This window comes from Streptomyces sp. WAC 01529 (genome assembly GCF_003945545.1).
Classification (GTDB): domain Bacteria; phylum Actinomycetota; class Actinomycetes; order Streptomycetales; family Streptomycetaceae; genus Streptomyces; species Streptomyces anatolicus.
This window is the reverse complement of sequence record NZ_CP029617.1, coordinates 7,562,208-7,577,488: the sequence shown is the minus strand read 5'-3', so window position 1 is coordinate 7,577,488 and position 15,281 is coordinate 7,562,208. Positions and strand designations below refer to the sequence as shown.

The following is a 15,281-nucleotide window of genomic DNA, read 5'->3' as shown; positions in this document are numbered from 1 at the left end:
AACGCGCGGCGCGCCGTGTTGACAAAAGCCGGTCACAAAAGATCCAGGAAGTGCCCTGGAACGTAAAGAGCCGGATCTACACTGACCGCCGAGCAACATCGTCAACGCCTTTGCGGGTCCGCCGAGTTCACGTACTTTTCCGCTTTCCGCCCTCTTCCCCCAACAGAGGACTCATGCCCATGCCGTCAGGTCGCCCGGTGTACCACCCGGCGGGCCACGACGAACCGCTGCGCGCGGTGCTCCAGGACCTCAAGGCGGGTCGCTGGGTCTCCACGCGCAATCTGCTGACCGAGACGCCCGACTGGGGGCTGTGGACGCAACGTACGCAGATCTTGGCGGCCGCCGTCGCCGGTTCCGACGTGGTGCACGCCTGGCGCGCCGAGGAGCCGCACAGCGCGTCGGCGGCCGTGCTGCACACCCGGGTCCTGGTGGAGCGTGCGCTGCGCGCCCACCGGGCGGGGCACCGGCGGACCAACGACCTGTGGCGCGACGCGGTCGCCGCGTGCGCCGCCGCGTCCGCCCTGTCGCCCGAGGACCCCGTGCCGTGGATATGTCTGCTCGCCCTGGCGCAGCTGGACGAGGGGCAGCGGTGGGACGAGCACCGGATGGCACCTCCGGAGCCGATGCTCTTCCCAGGCCCCTGGCAGCTGCTCGCCGAGGCCGAGAAGCGGGACCCGGGCAACCGCGAGGCGTACCACCGGATGCTTCAGTTCGTCTACGGGCGCCGCGCCCGGGGCCCGCTCACCGAGGCGTACAACTTCGTGCAGTGGGCGTCCGCCGCCGCTCCCGCGGGCTCGGCGCTGCACCTGCTTCCGCTGTACGTGCGGGTCGAGCGCTACCGCAGGGAGGCCGGCAACGAACGCGCGCTGGACCTGCACTGGATCTCCGAGGACGCCACGCGCGGCGCGCTGCGCGCCCTCCAGCTGTGGTTCGACCACGCGCCGCCCGCGGCGACCTCGCTCCTCGACCTCAACCACCTGGCGCACGCGCTATGGGGCGCCCACCAATTCCACGACGCCTTACGGGTGTTCAAGGCCCTCGACCCCTTCTACACGGTCGTGCCGTGGACCTACCGCACCCACTCCCCCGGTGACACGGACGCGGCCGCCGAGGTCTTCGTCCAGGCCCGCGCCCGCTGCGCCGCCGCCTCCCGCGCCCCGGGCTGAGGCCCGCGCCGCAGAGGATCCCCCCGCTCCCCGCCACCGCTTCCCCCCCCCCCCCGGAGGTACACCCGTGTCCCGCACCACCTGGTCGTCGAGCACCGTCCCGGCGCCACCGCGCAAGGACGAGGAAGAAAGACTCAGGGAACTCGGCTACCAGCCCGTACTCGCCCGCCGCATGGGCGGGTTCGGCAACTTCGCCATCAGCTTCTCCGTCATCTCCATCCTGTCCGGCTGCATGACGCTGTACGGCTTCGGCATGAAGACCGGCGGCCCCGCCGTGATGCTCTGGGGCTGGGCGGGTGTGGGCCTCTTCGTGCTCTGCGTGGGCCTCGCGCTCGCCGAGGTCACCAGCGCGTATCCGACCTCGGGCGCCCTGTACTACATGGCCGACCGGCTCGGCGGGCGCCGCTGGGGCTGGTACACGGGCTGGCTGAACCTCCTCGGGCTGCTCGGCGCGATCGCGGGCATCGACTACGGCGCCGCGCTGTTCACGGGGGCCTTCCTCAACCTGCGGTTCGGCTTCACGCCGACCCCGGAGAAGACGTTCCTGATCTTCCTGTGCATCCTGCTCCTGCACGCCCTGTTGAACCTGTTCAACGTCCGTCTGGTGAGCCTGCTCAACTCGATCAGCGTGTGGTGGCACGTGGCGGGTGTGAGCGTGATCGTCGGCGCACTCGCGATCGTGCCGGACCACCACCAGTCGGTGTCGGACGTCTTCGGCAGCGGCGGGTACTTCAACGCCACCGGCTGGGACAACCCGCTCTACGTCACGGCGATCGGCCTGCTCCTCGCGCAGTACACGTTCTCCGGGTACGACGCGTCCGCGCACCTGTCCGAGGAGACCTCCAACGCGTCGGTGACCGCGGCGCGCGGCATCGTGCGCGCCATCTGGGCGTCGTGGATCGCCGGTTTCGTGCTGCTCGCCGGGCTGACCTTCGCCATCCAGGACTACGCGGGCACCCTGGACACCGAGACCGGCGTGCAGCCCGCCCAGATCATGATCGACGCGCTGGGCGAGTCCGGCGCGACGGCCCTGCTGCTCGTCGTGATCGTGGCGCAGCTGTTCTGCGGCAACGCCGAGACGGCGGCGGCGAGCCGGATGGTGTTCGCGTTCTCCCGAGACAACGCGCTGCCCGGCTCCGCGCTGTGGCGCAAGGTCAGCTCCCGCACCCAGGTGCCGGTGCCCGCGGTGTGGCTCTCGGTGGGTCTGGCCGCCGCGATCGCGCTGCCGTCGCTGTACTCGGCGACCGCCTACACCGCCGTGACCGCCATCAATGTCATCGGCATCACGCCCGCCTACGCCATCCCGATCTATCTGCGGCTCCGCGCGGGCGACCGCTTCCAGCCGGGTCCGTGGAACCTGGGCCGCTGGAGCAAGCCCATCGGCTGGATCGCGGTGCTGTGGGTGGCGTTCGTGACGGTCCTGTTCTGCCTGCCGCAGGTCTCGCCGGTGACGGTCAGCTCGATGAACTACGCGTCGATCGCGCTGGCCGTGGTGCTGATCCTGGCGACCGTGTGGTGGTTCGTGGCGCGCCGCTCCTACAGCACCCCGCAGGCGTACGGCTCGGACCGCGAGCAGGCCGAGATCGCGGAGGGCATCGTCTGACCCCGGGCCGCCCTACGCGGGGCGGTCGTTGAGGATCCGCTGGAAGAGGCGGTGGTCGCGCCAGGCGCCGTTGACGTAGAGGGACTTGGGCGCGACCCCGTACTCCTGGAAGCCGCACTTGACGAGCACGCGCTGCGAGGCGGTGTTGTCGAGCAGGGTGCCCGCCTCGACGCGGTGCAGGCCGAGCCGGGTGTCGGCGATCTCGCAGACGTGGCGCGTGGCGGCGGAGGCGAGGCCCCGGCCGAGCTGCCCCGCGTCGGTCCAGTAGCCGAGCATCCCGCTGCGGACCGGGCCGAGCACGATGTTCGACAGGGCGGCGTGCCCGACGATCTCACCGCCGTCGACGAACACCCAGTGCGCGCTCCGGCCCACCAGCATCTCGTCCAACTGCCCCTGGACCCGGGCGGCCTGACCCTCCGTGGTGTAGAAGGTCTCGGTCCGGCCGGGGTCCCAGGGGGCGAGGTGGGCGCGGTTGCGCCGATAGGCGCGGGCCAGCGCCTCGGCGTCGTCGATCGTGACGGGCCGTATGAGGACATCCGCCGTGAGTGCCGCCTCTTCACCGATCATGCGATCAGCGTACGAGGGGTCCGCGCGGGGCGGTCAACGGCTCCCCGGGGCCGCCCGGGAGGGTCAGGGTCAACGGCCGCCCGCGACCCGCAGAACCGTGCCCGTCGTGTACGAGGCGTCGTCCGAGAGCAGCCACGAGACGGCCGCGGCGATCTCCGAGGGCTGTCCGGAGCGCCCCATGGGGATGCCCGCCGCGAGCTTCGCGGGACGCTCGGGGTCGGCGTGGAACTCGGTCCAGATGACGCCGGGGGCGACGGCGTTGACGCGGATCCCGTCCGCGGCGACCTCCTTGGCGAGGCCGACCGTCATGGTGTCGACGGCGCCCTTGGCGGCCGCGTAGTGCACGTACTCGCCCGGCGCGCCGAGGGTGGCCGCCGACGACGAGACGTTCACTATGGCGCCGCCGCCATGCGCCTTCAGCTCCCGCACCGCACGCCGGGCACAGAGCAGATACCCGAGTACGTTCACTTCGAGCGCCCGGCGCATCCCCTCGGCGTCGGCGTCGGCGAGGGGGCCGACGGGGCCGCTCACCCCCGCGTTGTTGACCAGGCCGGTGACGGGCCCGAGTTCCGCGGCGGAATCGAAGAGGCGGTCGACGTCACGCTCGTCGGCGGTGTCGACCCGCACCGTCAGGCAGCGGCGCCCGAAGGCACGTACGGCATCGGCGGCCTTCTCCGCGGCGGCCTCGTCCGAGCGGTAGCCGATGACGACGTCGTGCCCGTCCTCGGCGAGACGGGCACCGACAGCGGCGCCGATGCCGCGGCTGCCGCCGGTGACGACGGTGAGGGGGTGGTGCACGGGGACCTCCGGTCGGGTTGGCTGACTCTGCGCGCCCGGGGCCTATCTTGCCGGGTGCGCGCCCAGCTGCCGCCCCGGGCCTCTCTTGCCGGGTCTTGCCGGGTGCGCCGAGCTGATGCCCCGGCCGCCGCTTCGCGGCGATGTTTCCCACCCACCCACCCGTTCACCCCGCATCGAGCAGCGAGGTAGCCCGACCTGGGTCTACTCGGCGCCGGGTAAACGGGTGGGTGGGTGGGAGAATCGCCGCGAAGCGGCGGCCAGGGCGGGGAACCCGGGAGCCGCGAAGCGGCGGCCAGGCAGGGACGCAGGGACCCCGAGCCAAGCAGAACCAGGCCCCCAGGAGGCCCTACCGCCCCCGCGCAGGGACGACGACGTCCTCCGGGGCGGCCTCCTCCGCGGGCAGGCTGTCCATGAAGGAGCTGACGGAGAAGACCGCGTTGCCGGGCCCGGCCGGCCCGTACCCGGGCGGCGAGGTGAGCCCGTTGGCCTCCATCGTCGCGCGGTAGGCCTCAAGGAGACGCACGTGATACTCCAGCGGGGCCCCCTGGGGGTTCGCCTTGCCCAGCGGAGTAGTCGGCTCCGGGCACCACGTGGTGAAGCGCGGCGTGATCCCCCGCGACATGAAGTACTGCAACCCCTCGACGGTGGAGTCGATGGCCTCGTCGACCGTCTTGAAGCCGAACGGCTCCGCCATCTCCACGCCCGCCACGAAGTTCGGGATCACGTTGCGCGGGCCGAACACCTCCGCGGAGTCCAGGATCCGCCGGTGCCACTCGTCACGGCCGACGTACCGCTCCTTGCCGGGGCAGTACCGCTCGAAGAGATACGGGTCCCACACCTCGTAGTTGGGGTGGTAGATCCGTACGCCGTAGTCGTGGAAGCGCTGCACGTCCGCCTTGGGCAGGGCCTGGGCGACGACCTTGCCGATCCAGCGGCCCGGGAAGCGCTCCTCGATGGCCTTCGCGTACTGACCGTAGAAGTCGGCCTCGTCCTTGCCGCCGATCTGGGAGGTGATGGCACCGCCGGTCAGCGTGTACGCGGTAGAGGACTTGTTGGTGTCGTACTTGTCGATGATGGCGAGGGCCTCCAGGACCTCCTCCACCGGCTTCACACCCGTGTAGGGCCGCCCGGCCGCCTTGTGCTGGCGCCAGTTGTGGTTGATGTCGCAGTACTGGCACTCCTCCTTGGCGCCGAAGTACTGGCAGACGCGGAAGACCGTCAGATAGATCAGGTAGCCCCACTGGATGGTGGGCGCGACCTCCATCACGGACTTGCCGTTCTCCAGGGTGTGCCGGTAGTAGTCCGGCATCGGCGGCAGGCCCACGTCGGAGATGCGGACGCCGTCGAGGTAGAGGCCGAGGACGCCGTTGTCGTCGGCGGCGACGCGGTAGGGCGAGGACGGGTTGACGCGCACCGAGACGACGGTGCGGCGCAGCTCGTAGGGGCCGCCGGTGAGGACGATCTCCTCCGGCGGGCGGCGCAGCGCGGCGGCTCCCAGCTCGGGGAGGGTGCCGTGGTCGAAGGAGAAGATGAAGTACGACTTCGGCTTGACCTCGCCGCCTTCGTTGTCACTGAGCGCCGACTCGTCGAAGGCGATGCCGCCGCGCAGCAGATCCTCCTTGATCACGGCTTCCCGCGGCACGTGCGGGAACCGCTCCATGAGTGACTCGATGAGCTGGGTACGGCTCTCGCTGCGGCTTGGCATGGGCCGGGCACCTCGGATCCTGTGGGTCGATCTGTCCCGTCCACGCTAATACCCTCCCGATCCGATCGGGATCCGACTCCGGTCGCAGGCGGCATCCACCCCAGGTCTAGGCTTTGGACGACATGCCATCCCGCCTCCCCCGCCCCGGGGAGGGACCGTGCCGGAGCTGATGACGGGCCGGCCGGCGATGATCCTTCGCACGGGGGAGAGGTCCGGCCCGCAGGGCTGATGCCTGCTTGTGCCTGCTTCACGAAGGTGAAGCCATGAAGCTGAAGATCTTCCACACGCCCCCGACCGCCGGTGACACCGAGCAGCCGGTCCCCCGCTGGGCCATGCGCCTGGCCTACGCGCTTCCGCTGCTCCTGCTGCCGTCGTGCCTGTGGCGGCTGCCCTTCGCCCTGCACTTCGACATGGGGCAGATTCAGGATCTCGGCATGCCGCCCTACTGGGTGACCATCCCGTACGTCCTCGGGCTCAGCGTGCTGTCGGAAGTGACCGCGATCTTGACCATCGGGCTGGTCCGCGGCTGGGGCGAGGTCGCACCCACCTGGATCCCGATCATCGGCGGCAGACGGATCCGGCCGATGGCGGCCGCCGCCCCCGCCATCCTCGGCGGCCTGATTCTCACCCTGCTGTTCACCGACGTCCCACTCGGTGACGGCCGCAGGCTCACCCTGTACGGCATCGCCCACACCGTCGGATACACCAGCGACGCCTGGCAGGCGCTCGCGACGGTATGCGTCGCCCCCCTGACGGCATGGGGACCGATCACCATCGCTCTCGCGCTCGCCTACTACCGCCGCCGGACCTTGCTGTCGTCGGGTCAGTGATCCGACGAGGGCGCGGGCCGGAGCTGTGCGGCTGGAGCGCTCCCTCCCCACTCTCGCGGTCACGACACCACCTGAGAAGAAGCAGACCACGCGGCGCCGCGCCCCCGGCATGCCGCCGGAGCAGCGCCGCGAATGGATCAGCCGCGGGCATCGGTGAGGGCGCGATCTTCCGCGTCCTGCACGGGGCGTTCTTGGAAGGCGCCGCCTTGAGGCTCCACCGCTGCCGGCGCCGAGTGCGCCTCGTGGGGTGCGGTGCGGCTCCGCAGAACTCCGTCGTCCCGTCCGGTTGCTGCCCTGTGGCGGGCCTATTGGCGGCACGCGCTCACTGCATGGGGGATCCGAGCAGGCCTGTGCGCAGGCTAGATGGCGGTCAACTGACGTGTCCATACTGCGGTTGGATTGAGTTGGGTGATGGACGGGTGACGGTGTACGGCGTGTGTCCGCCGGATCCCTTTCAGCGATGCCGGATCGAGCATGCGCTGGCATGTCCGGGGCAGCAACTACCGGACTTGTGGGCGTGGTTGACGACACTGCGGCAGGAGAACGCGCGTAGGGCGGAGCGCGAGTCGCAGAAGCTGCCTCTTCAGCCCGGCGGTGAGCCTCTGGCCGACGCAGGCTAAGAGCCGCACCCGGCCGATCATGACCGGCGCCTCGGGCCACGTTTAGGAGGCAGCTCGTGCCTGCCATGATCAGCGCATGAGCGAGTACTCCTGGCCTTCCGGGAACGGCAGCTGCCAAGCAGCCGGTGCTTCCGCGGCCTGGCCTGAGACGGTTCGCTCTCTGTCTGTCGGTACCTCGATCACCGGTGAGGTCATCGTCGGTCAGACTGTCACCGGACGCGTCACGAAAATCGTGCCGATCGGCTTCTTCGTACGTATCGCCGACTGCGTCGAAGGGCTCGTTCCGCTCACCGAGCCAGTCGCGGACATTGCGAAGGTGTCCGCGAGGGCCAACCCATATCGGTGCGGATAGTTGCCGTCGATCTGGAACGGACCCGTGTTGTCCTGGCAGCCGAAAGCGTCGCCTAGAACTTCAGCGAATGGCCGCCGCCCCAGCGGTTGTTCCCAGGTTCCGTCGGCCCTAACGGCCTTTGCTGACCGGCAGGAACGGCTCAAGCTGCGCCCATTCCGCATCCGTCAGATCACCCCGCCCCATGCCCGCACCGACGCCCCGGACACGCAGCGGTCACATGATCGCCCGGACAAGTCCTAGTGCCGTATCAGGCAACGTTCGCCCTGTCGTGATCTTGACTCAGTACCGCAGTTGACCAGTGAGCGCGCGATTTGTCAGCCTGAGCATTCGCGTCTACTGGGCTCGGACGGCCCAGGTGGACCCGACTCTGGCGCGCTCAGCTGCGAACAGGTAGCTGCCGGGCGAAGCGGCGGACAGCATCGGTGAAGGCATCTGGATCGTCGAAGTTCGCGAGATGTCTTGCCCGCGGAATCAATTCGACGCGGGCGTGCGGATGCGCGCGGGCGAAGTTCATCTCGCCGGACCGGAAGACGGCGTCCTTCTCGCCGTTCAAGATGAGCACGGGAGCCGCCACATGACGCATCGCACCCGCGTCAAAGCGGCCCAGCACCTCGCCCCAGGCGGCCGGCAGGGTGTGGAAGGCGTAGCCGGAGCGGATGGTCGCCTCCACCACCTCGGGGGGATAGAGCCGGCGCAGCAACCGGTCGTTCCACCGGGCCAGCCGGTCCGCCGGTAGGCGAGGGACGAGTCCGGCGACCCACCGATACGGCGTTGCCCATGGGCCACGAGTTGAGGCGCTGGCCCCAGCAAGGACCAGCCCCCGCAGCTGCTCGGGGCAGCGCCGCGCGAACTCCAGCGAGGCGTATCCGCCGAGCGAGTGCCCGACGATCAGAGCCGGTCCGCTGTCAAGCGAGTCCACTGCGGAAGCGATGATCTCCGTCGCCGCGTTCAGGCTCCAGGGTTGAGCAGAGCGGGCGCCGTGGCCCGGTAGGTCAACAGCGGCTACCTGGAAGTCCTCTTGGAGTGCGGCGAGCTGTGGGCTCCACTGTCCCGCGTTGAACCGCGTTCCGTGTACGAAGATGATGGGCGGTGCACCCGTCGCCGTCATGAGTCCCCCAGATCAGCACTCTCCTCGGACCGACTCTACAGGCGGGCCATCCCGGCGCTGAGACGCGGAGATGCCGGCCAGCGAGGACGCTTAGTCACAGTGGGACGCGCCGTCCGACCGCTGTGCGGGCGGCGCGCGGCCGTCATCCTCTTCGGGTGGCAGAACGAGTACATGTCCGCGAGATCGATGATGACGAGGGGCGGCGGCTTCTGCGGATTATCCGCAGGGGGACCGGGTCGGTGGCGGCCTGACGGCGGGCCCTGATGGTGCTGCCGTCCGTGAGGGCATGCCTGTGGCGAAGATCGCCGAGGTGTCGTTCACCAGCGACGACCGGGTCCGCGATGTGATCCACAACGGCCTGCTCTTTTCCACCTGGAGTCTGGCCAAACTGGCGGAATTTGTGGTCGCCGAGGGGTGGTCGACGACATCAAGTCCCGGGTCGAGCACCTCTCGCGAACCCCGCCCCAGGCGCCGGGCCACCTCCAACAACACTGCGACCGGGCTGGTCGGGCCGTTGTGCGAGTTCTGTGCAAACCCGACCCTGTCGCAGCGTGGTTGGCTGGTCACAGTGCCGAGGGGGTGTCGAAAGGTGTCGCTTTTCCTCTCGCGCCGGACAACCACGCGCATTGACGGTTGGCTTGAGCGGGCCAAGCACCCCAGCCGTAGATAACAGAGAGGTAACAGTGGATCTTGCGAATCATCCGCGAGTAGGAGCTCGAGGGCTTCCAGCGCCGGAAGACTCGTAGTCGACGCGAGCGACAAGGCACATCTACCCCGCGCCAGCCTAGAGGCCGACGCCCACTGGCGCGGTGTGCCGGATTCGGTATTTCCAGCCCTGCAATTCGAAGGATATTTCCGGCCACTTTCAAGAACAACTAAAGTGCATATTGAAATCCAATTAAGCAACATGAACCCATTCCCACGTGACGGAAAGGGGGAGGTCAGAAGCCTTCCACACGAGAGAACTCGGCCCCTGACCTGCACTTACGACCCATATGGATTGCTTCCCGGGTGGCGCTGAATATGATCCACGCCGGACACCACCCCTGGTTGAATTGCCATCACTTCAGCTCGCACAGTTTTCCGACAGCCATCGGAAGGCCCCGAGGCCCGCCTGCAACGAAAGGAAGAGCCTAGCCACACGGCAAGTGAGATCCCGTGGCGCAAGAGAGGGGCACGCACACATGGGAAACCCCGCAGGTCTACAGAAACGGCCGGATCGCGTCGCCGTTGGCTTCGCCGGAACGCGAACGGCCGGGGTGCGCGAACACCCCGGCCGCCCAACCAGCTAGCGCGAACTAGCTGATCAACGAGTCCCAACCATCACGAAAGGACTTCATCGTGGAGTCTACGCACATGTCACATCCCAACTTGAAGTGCGGCTTCGAGCCGTCGGCGGAGTATCTGCTCGACACTCCACTCCCGGACCTCCTAGCAGCCTTGAACGTCAAGGTGTGCTCCAGGGACGGCGGGCCCCGTTTCACCGGCGGGGCGTGTGTCGGTGAGGACGGCTCGGTGCTGCTGGTGCGGCCTGTTGGGCGGCCTGCCGCTGAGTGGAAGATGGTGGCTCGTTCGATGCTGGGGGCGGCGTTGCGGGTGTCGATGCCGCCGCTTCCGGAGCCGTATCGGCTGACAGAGCTGCCGGACGCCAGCTAGCCCCTAGCACCACGATGCGCCCCGGCCCGCGCACGCGAGCCGGGGCGCTGTGGTGTTCAGGCGAGGTAACCGTCGGCACCTCGATGCAAGGATCGCGGCAAGGTCGTCCAGGTCCCCTGGTTTCCTGCTGATCTCGCGGGAGGCGACTCCGACGTCCCGACTCTCGCCGCAGCGTCGACCGGTTGACCCGTTAGTCCGCGAGTTGAATGCCCCTCCGCCCAGGTAAGAGACTCACCCCTTGGTGCCCGACAACGCGACGCTCTGGACGAAGTGCCGTTGGAGGAAGACGTAGACGAGCAGCATCGGCAGGCTCGCGATGAGTGAACCGGCCATCATCACGGGGTAGTTGGTCTCATACTGGCCCTCCAGGGAGGTCAGTCCGGCGCTGATCGGCATCTTCGCCGGGTCGGTGTTGACGATCAGGGGCCACAGCAGGTCGTTCCAGGACCACATCGCCGTGATGACGGCGAGCGCGGCGAGCGCGGGTCTGAGCAGCGGCAGCATGATGGACCAGAAGACGCGGAAGGAGCCCGCGCCGTCGATGCGGGCGGCCTCCTCCAGTTCCTTGGGGAGCGCGAGGAAGAACTGGCGCAGCATGAACGTGCCGAACGCGCTGAACATGCCGGGCAGGAACAGCGCGGGCGCCGAGTTCAGCAGGCCGAGCCCCTGGATGATGTCGTACTGCGGCAGTACGAGCAGGGAGCTGGGCACCATCAGGACGGAGAGGAAGAGCGCGAACAGGACGTTGCGGCCCCGAAATCGCATACGGGCGAACGCGTAGGCGGCCAGCGAGCAGAAGACGAGCTGGCCGAGGGTGCGACCGACCGTGTTGAGCACGCTGTTGGTGAGCATCTCGCGGAACGGCAGCGCCGTGAAGACCTCTTCGAAGCTCGCCCCATTCCATTTGTCGGGAAGGAAGGTGGGCGGCACGCGCGAGGTCTCCGCGAGGGTCTTCAGCGCCGTCAGCAGCTGCCACAGGAACGGGAAGACCATCACGAGCGCCCCCAGCGAAAGGACGGCATGGGTGGCGATGGACCCGGCCCGCCCGCGCTTCCCCCGCATCCCGCGCTTCCCCCGCTTCCCCCGCTTTCGGGTGTCAGCCATAGTGCACCCACCTCTTCTGGAGCCGGAACTGCAGATACGTCAGGGCGGCGATGAGGAGCATGAGCAGGAAGGCGAGCGCGGCCGCGGCTCCTTGCGCGTTCTCGATGAACGCCCATTTGTAGAAGAGGCCGACGACGGACTGCGTATCACCGATCGCGGGATTCTTCTCGGCCATCATGATGTAGATCAGGTCGAAGGTCTGCAGAGAGTTGATCATGCAGATGACCGAGGCGAAGAAGATGGTCGGGCTGAGGAGAGGGAGCGTGATGGTGAAGAAGCGGCGCAGCGCCCCCGCCCCGTCGATCTCCGCGGCTTCGTAGTAGTCCCGCGGGATTCCCTTGATGCCCGCCATGAAAATGATCAGGTAGTAGCCGGTGGACGACCAGACCATCACCGTGCCGATCGCGTAGACGGCGGTGGAGGGGTCGGACACCCAGTAGTGCCGGTCGACGCCGAACCGGCTCAGCATTTCGTTGAGGAGCCCGAAGTCGCCGTTGTAGAGCCAGTTCCATACGAGACCGACGGCGACGGGGAGCGTCACGAACGGCACGAAGTACAGGGCGCGGTATACGGCGACGCCCCGCAGGCCGCGCCGGTTCAGCAGGGACGCGACGACGATCGCGACCGGTAGCGCGGTGAGCCCGATGAGGCTGTAGAAGAGCGTGTTGCCGAGCGCCTGCCAGACGGTCACGTCCTTCACGACGCGGAGGTAGTTGTCGGTACCGATGAACGTATGGCCGCCGAACGCCCCGAATTCGGTGAAGCTGAAATAGAAGGTCTGGAGCAGCGGCCAGAAGTAGAAGACGGCGAAGCCAAGACCGAGCGGCGCGATGAAGAGGTAGGCGGTGCGCTGGCCCCGCGGCTTGGAGCGGGTGGCGGCCGTGCGTCCCGCCGCCTTCGAGGCGGCCGTGGAGGGAAAGACACTCATGAGGCGCGCTCCTCCTCCAGGGCCCGGTCCATCTGCTCGCCCAGCGTGCGTGCCGCGCTCTCGATGCCGCCCTTTCCGCTGAACGCGGCGCCGAGGAGCGGGTATTGGAGGTTCTCCCAGACCGCGGTGTTCTCGGAGCTCGGGTAGGGAACGGCGTACTTCTGCATCTCGATGAAGTGCTTCAGGTCGAATTCCGGCATCGACTTGAGCCAGGCGTCCTGTGTACCGGCGTACGAGGAGATGGTGGCCCCTGCCTTCGCCTGGATCTCGGCGGCTTCCCGCCCCGCCATGAAGTGCACGAACTTCCAGGCGGCCGCCTTCTTGCGGCTCTTGGCGGAGATCACGTTCGCCAGGCCGTGGATGATGGTGGCCCTGCGCCGCCCTTTCGGCAGGACGGCGATGCCGCCGTGGTCCTTGAGTGCGGGGACGGCGTACATCTGTCCGGCCATCGCGGACAGGTCGTAGTTCATGGCGACCTTCTCGGACCAGTAGCGCACCCGTCCGACGGACTCGACCATCGCGCTCTGCGGCGGCGACCAGCCCCGGTCGATCATGTCGGTGAGGAAGCGCAGGCCCTCGATGGACCGCTCGTCGCCGAAGCCGGAGCGGCCGTCCTCCAGGATGAAGCCACCCGCGCCGCAGACGGCCGGGTAGATCTTCATCTGCCGGTCCATCTCGGCGGCGAAGCCGTGCACGCGCCGGCGCGGGTCGGTGAGTTCGGCGGCCGCGTCGCGTAAGTCGTCCCAAGTCCAGCTCGCGTCCGGGTACTTGATGCCCGCCTTGTCGAAGAGCGCCTTGTTGTACCAGAGGCCGACGGTGTCGAAGTCCTTGGGAATCCCGTACTGCGTGCCGCGGTAGGCGTAGAGCCGCACCAGGGAGTCCGGGTGGTGGTCCACGGGCGTGGCGTCGGCCTCGATGTGCCCGGAGAGCGGTTCGAGGACGCCGCCCGCCGCGTACAGCTGGAAGTTGACGGCGTTCATCCAGAAGACGTCGGGTGCGGTCCCGCCGCGCATCGACGTCTTGAGGGTGGTCCAGTAGCTCGCCCAGGGCGTCAGCTCGATGCGTACGGAGATCCGCGGATGCCGCTCCTCGAACGCGGCGATGATCTTCTCCATGCCCGGCGCCTGTGCCGGGTCCCACATCCCGTACGAGAGTGTGGTCCCGCCCCCGCCGTCCGCGCCGCCGCCCCCGCCGGAGCAGGCGGCGAGCAAGGGGGCGGCCAGCGCCCCGCCGAGCAGAGTCCTTCTGCGCATACGCGCCTCCGCCTCCCAGGAGGGCGTGCGGGACGACGGTGGTGTCCCGCCGCCGCGGTGCGCGGCTCATGCCCTCGCGCCGAGTTCCGCAGGACACTTCCACATACGTTCCGGCCCGGGAACCCCTCCGACGGCATGCGCGCCGCACCGCGGCGGGCGTGAGCCGGTCAGTCGAAGTACGACTCCAGCGTGCCGCGGCGCCGGACGTCGAGCGTCGCGCAGTGGAACGAGCCGCCGAACGCCGCGTAGTGCAGCAGATCGCACGGGATCGGTTCGAAACCCCACTCCTCGAGCGCGCGCAGCATGCCGGTGTGGTGCCGCTCCGCGATCACCCGTTTCTCGTCGAGCATCAGCACGTTCATGCTGAGCCACTTGCCGCACATCGAGGTCATCTTGAGCAGCCGCTCGTCGATCGGGTCGGGCTCGGGGGCGACCAGGACGTCCCACGAGCCGAGGATGTCGGGGAGGCGGTCGACGTCGACGTACTCGGGATTGACCAGGACCTTGCCCGGCGCGAGCAGGACGAACGTGGTGTCGATGTGCATGGGTGTGCGGCAGCGGCTCTCGATCTCGTGGATGCGGTAGCCGGGCCCGAGGTGGCGGCGCAGCCATTCGATGCCCATGCGGTTGGTGACATTGCTCCGCGTGACGAACAGGTCGCGGCCCGCGCGCACGAAATCCGCCGCGTCGAATACCGGCTCGAACTCCGTGAGGATGTAGCGCATCGGCTCGTCGCCCTCGGGCGGACGGAAATCCTGCTCGTACAGCGCGTCGGTGAGCTGCGGCTTGGGGGCCGACGTCCAGCGCGCGCCACGCCGGAAGTAGTCCTTGAGCAGCTCGCGATAGGAGTGGGTCTCGAAATACCGGCACGGCCAGGCCATCGGGGTCTCGATGATCTCGTCGCCGATGACCAGCATGGCGTCACGCGGGCAGGAATTGCAGAATCCGCGGGAGGACCAGTCGGGAGTGCCGAAGCGCTGCTTGTGGTCGACGGCCTCCGGGCGCGTGACGGTGACACCGAGTGACCGCAGGAGGGCGATGAACTGGTCGAGTTCCTGCTGCGCCGGCTCGATCAGCCTGCGCGGATACTCGAAACCGGCGGCGAGTCCCTGCAGCCGGGCCGCCCAGGGCGGAATGTTGCAGGTCACCACCGGATGGTTGGAGGGAATCGTCGAGCCTTCGAGACGGCCGACGACGACTTCCTCCAGCGGGTCCCACTCATTGTGTGAATTCACCGGCGAGACGAGAGCTTCGTGGCCTGTCTCCCCTGCCGGAATTCCCGGACTGCGCACTACCGTCATGCTCAACCGCTTCCGTTCGCAGAAATCAACGACTCACCGGACATGACGCACCACGGGAAGAGTTCCCGCGAGGCGTCGAGTACCAGCATCCGCGATATCCATGCCAGCGCCACCTCTGACACCACGTCACGGCCGACCGGTTGACAGACCTGCCCTGTCCGTGAAGATCCAGGTGGGGGTAGGCGCGCCCGCCGTGCGCGGATGGGGCAGGATGACGTCCGCGCCGGGCCGCTCCCCCGTTCCGGCGTGACCGAGCCCCCGGAACCGAGCAGGTATCTCAAGGTGACGAC

14 protein-coding genes and 1 pseudogene are annotated in these 15,281 nt (G+C 68.4%); 7 read left to right on the top strand and 8 right to left on the bottom strand.

From position 1 onward, the window contains the following. The first annotated feature begins 179 nt into the window (after positions 1-179). Positions 180-1,166 carry a hypothetical protein gene (locus DMA15_RS33620; protein ID WP_125516439.1) on the top strand — a complete coding sequence of 329 codons (987 nt, stop codon included), beginning with the start codon at positions 180-182 and terminating at the stop codon, positions 1,164-1,166. A gap of 67 nt (positions 1,167-1,233) precedes the next feature. Next, entirely contained in the window at positions 1,234-2,769 is a 1,536-nt protein-coding gene (locus DMA15_RS33615) for an amino acid permease (protein ID WP_164551883.1), read from the top strand. A gap of 12 nt (positions 2,770-2,781) precedes the next feature. Here the strand turns inward: DMA15_RS33615 and DMA15_RS33610 are convergent, their stop codons facing one another. From DMA15_RS33610 to DMA15_RS33600, 3 genes are all read right to left on the bottom strand, one after another. Continuing rightward, entirely contained in the window at positions 2,782-3,336 is a 555-nt protein-coding gene (locus DMA15_RS33610; protein ID WP_125516438.1) for a GNAT family protein, read from the bottom strand. A 69-nt stretch (positions 3,337-3,405) separates the two neighbouring features. Then, a complete protein-coding gene (locus tag DMA15_RS33605; protein WP_125516437.1) occupies positions 3,406-4,134 on the bottom strand; it encodes an SDR family oxidoreductase in 729 nt (242 codons plus the stop codon). 346 nt (positions 4,135-4,480) lie between these two features. Beyond that, positions 4,481-5,839 (bottom strand): radical SAM protein, encoded by a 1,359-nt coding sequence (locus DMA15_RS33600; RefSeq protein ID WP_125516436.1) that lies wholly within the window; start codon positions 5,837-5,839, stop codon positions 4,481-4,483. A 263-nt stretch (positions 5,840-6,102) separates the two neighbouring features. On the opposite strand from DMA15_RS33600, the gene DMA15_RS33595 reads away from it, so the two are divergent. The 3 genes from DMA15_RS33595 to DMA15_RS33585 all read left to right on the top strand — a co-directional run bounded on the left by DMA15_RS33595 (position 6,103) and on the right by DMA15_RS33585 (position 7,641). Next, on the top strand, positions 6,103-6,669 hold the full coding sequence (locus DMA15_RS33595; protein ID WP_125516435.1) for a hypothetical protein: 567 nt from the start codon (positions 6,103-6,105) through the stop codon (positions 6,667-6,669). Then, positions 6,576-7,289 (top strand): DUF6083 domain-containing protein, encoded by a 714-nt coding sequence (locus DMA15_RS38170; protein WP_346428938.1) that lies wholly within the window; start codon positions 6,576-6,578, stop codon positions 7,287-7,289. Before DMA15_RS33595 ends, DMA15_RS38170 begins: the two co-directional genes overlap by 94 nt. A 76-nt stretch (positions 7,290-7,365) precedes the next feature. Continuing rightward, on the top strand, positions 7,366-7,641 hold the full coding sequence (locus tag DMA15_RS33585) for a S1 RNA-binding domain-containing protein (protein ID WP_240660076.1): 276 nt from the start codon (positions 7,366-7,368) through the stop codon (positions 7,639-7,641). Between the two features lie 376 nt (positions 7,642-8,017). Here the strand turns inward: DMA15_RS33585 and DMA15_RS33580 are convergent, their stop codons facing one another. Then, entirely contained in the window at positions 8,018-8,749 is a 732-nt protein-coding gene (locus tag DMA15_RS33580) for an alpha/beta hydrolase (protein ID WP_125516433.1), read from the bottom strand. Positions 8,750-8,904: 155 nt separating this feature from the next. Between DMA15_RS33580 and DMA15_RS38165 the strand changes: the two are divergent. Together DMA15_RS38165 and DMA15_RS33570 are read left to right on the top strand one after the other, a co-directional pair. After that, positions 8,905-9,164, top strand: a pseudogene (locus tag DMA15_RS38165) (IS630 family transposase); the annotation flags it as partial. Positions 9,165-10,090: 926 nt separating this feature from the next. Then, a complete protein-coding gene (locus DMA15_RS33570) occupies positions 10,091-10,405 on the top strand; it encodes a hypothetical protein (protein WP_125516432.1) in 315 nt (104 codons plus the stop codon). A gap of 231 nt (positions 10,406-10,636) precedes the next feature. On the opposite strand, the gene DMA15_RS33565 is transcribed toward DMA15_RS33570, so the two are convergent. The 4 genes from DMA15_RS33565 to DMA15_RS33550 all read right to left on the bottom strand — a co-directional run bounded on the left by DMA15_RS33565 (position 10,637) and on the right by DMA15_RS33550 (position 14,991). Next, positions 10,637-11,509 (bottom strand): carbohydrate ABC transporter permease, encoded by an 873-nt coding sequence (locus tag DMA15_RS33565; protein ID WP_240660075.1) that lies wholly within the window; start codon positions 11,507-11,509, stop codon positions 10,637-10,639. Continuing rightward, positions 11,502-12,437 carry a sugar ABC transporter permease gene (locus DMA15_RS33560; protein WP_125516431.1) on the bottom strand — a complete coding sequence of 312 codons (936 nt, stop codon included), beginning with the start codon at positions 12,435-12,437 and terminating at the stop codon, positions 11,502-11,504. The genes DMA15_RS33565 and DMA15_RS33560 overlap by 8 nt, the downstream gene beginning before the upstream one ends. Then, complete coding sequence (locus tag DMA15_RS33555) at positions 12,434-13,690, bottom strand: sugar ABC transporter substrate-binding protein (protein WP_164551882.1); 1,257 nt, start codon at positions 13,688-13,690, stop codon at positions 12,434-12,436. Before DMA15_RS33555 ends, DMA15_RS33560 begins: the two co-directional genes overlap by 4 nt. Positions 13,691-13,857: 167 nt before the next feature. Beyond that, positions 13,858-14,991, bottom strand: coding sequence for an amidinotransferase (locus DMA15_RS33550; protein ID WP_125516430.1), 1,134 nt, complete (start codon positions 14,989-14,991; stop codon positions 13,858-13,860). Positions 14,992-15,281 lie beyond the last annotated feature (290 nt).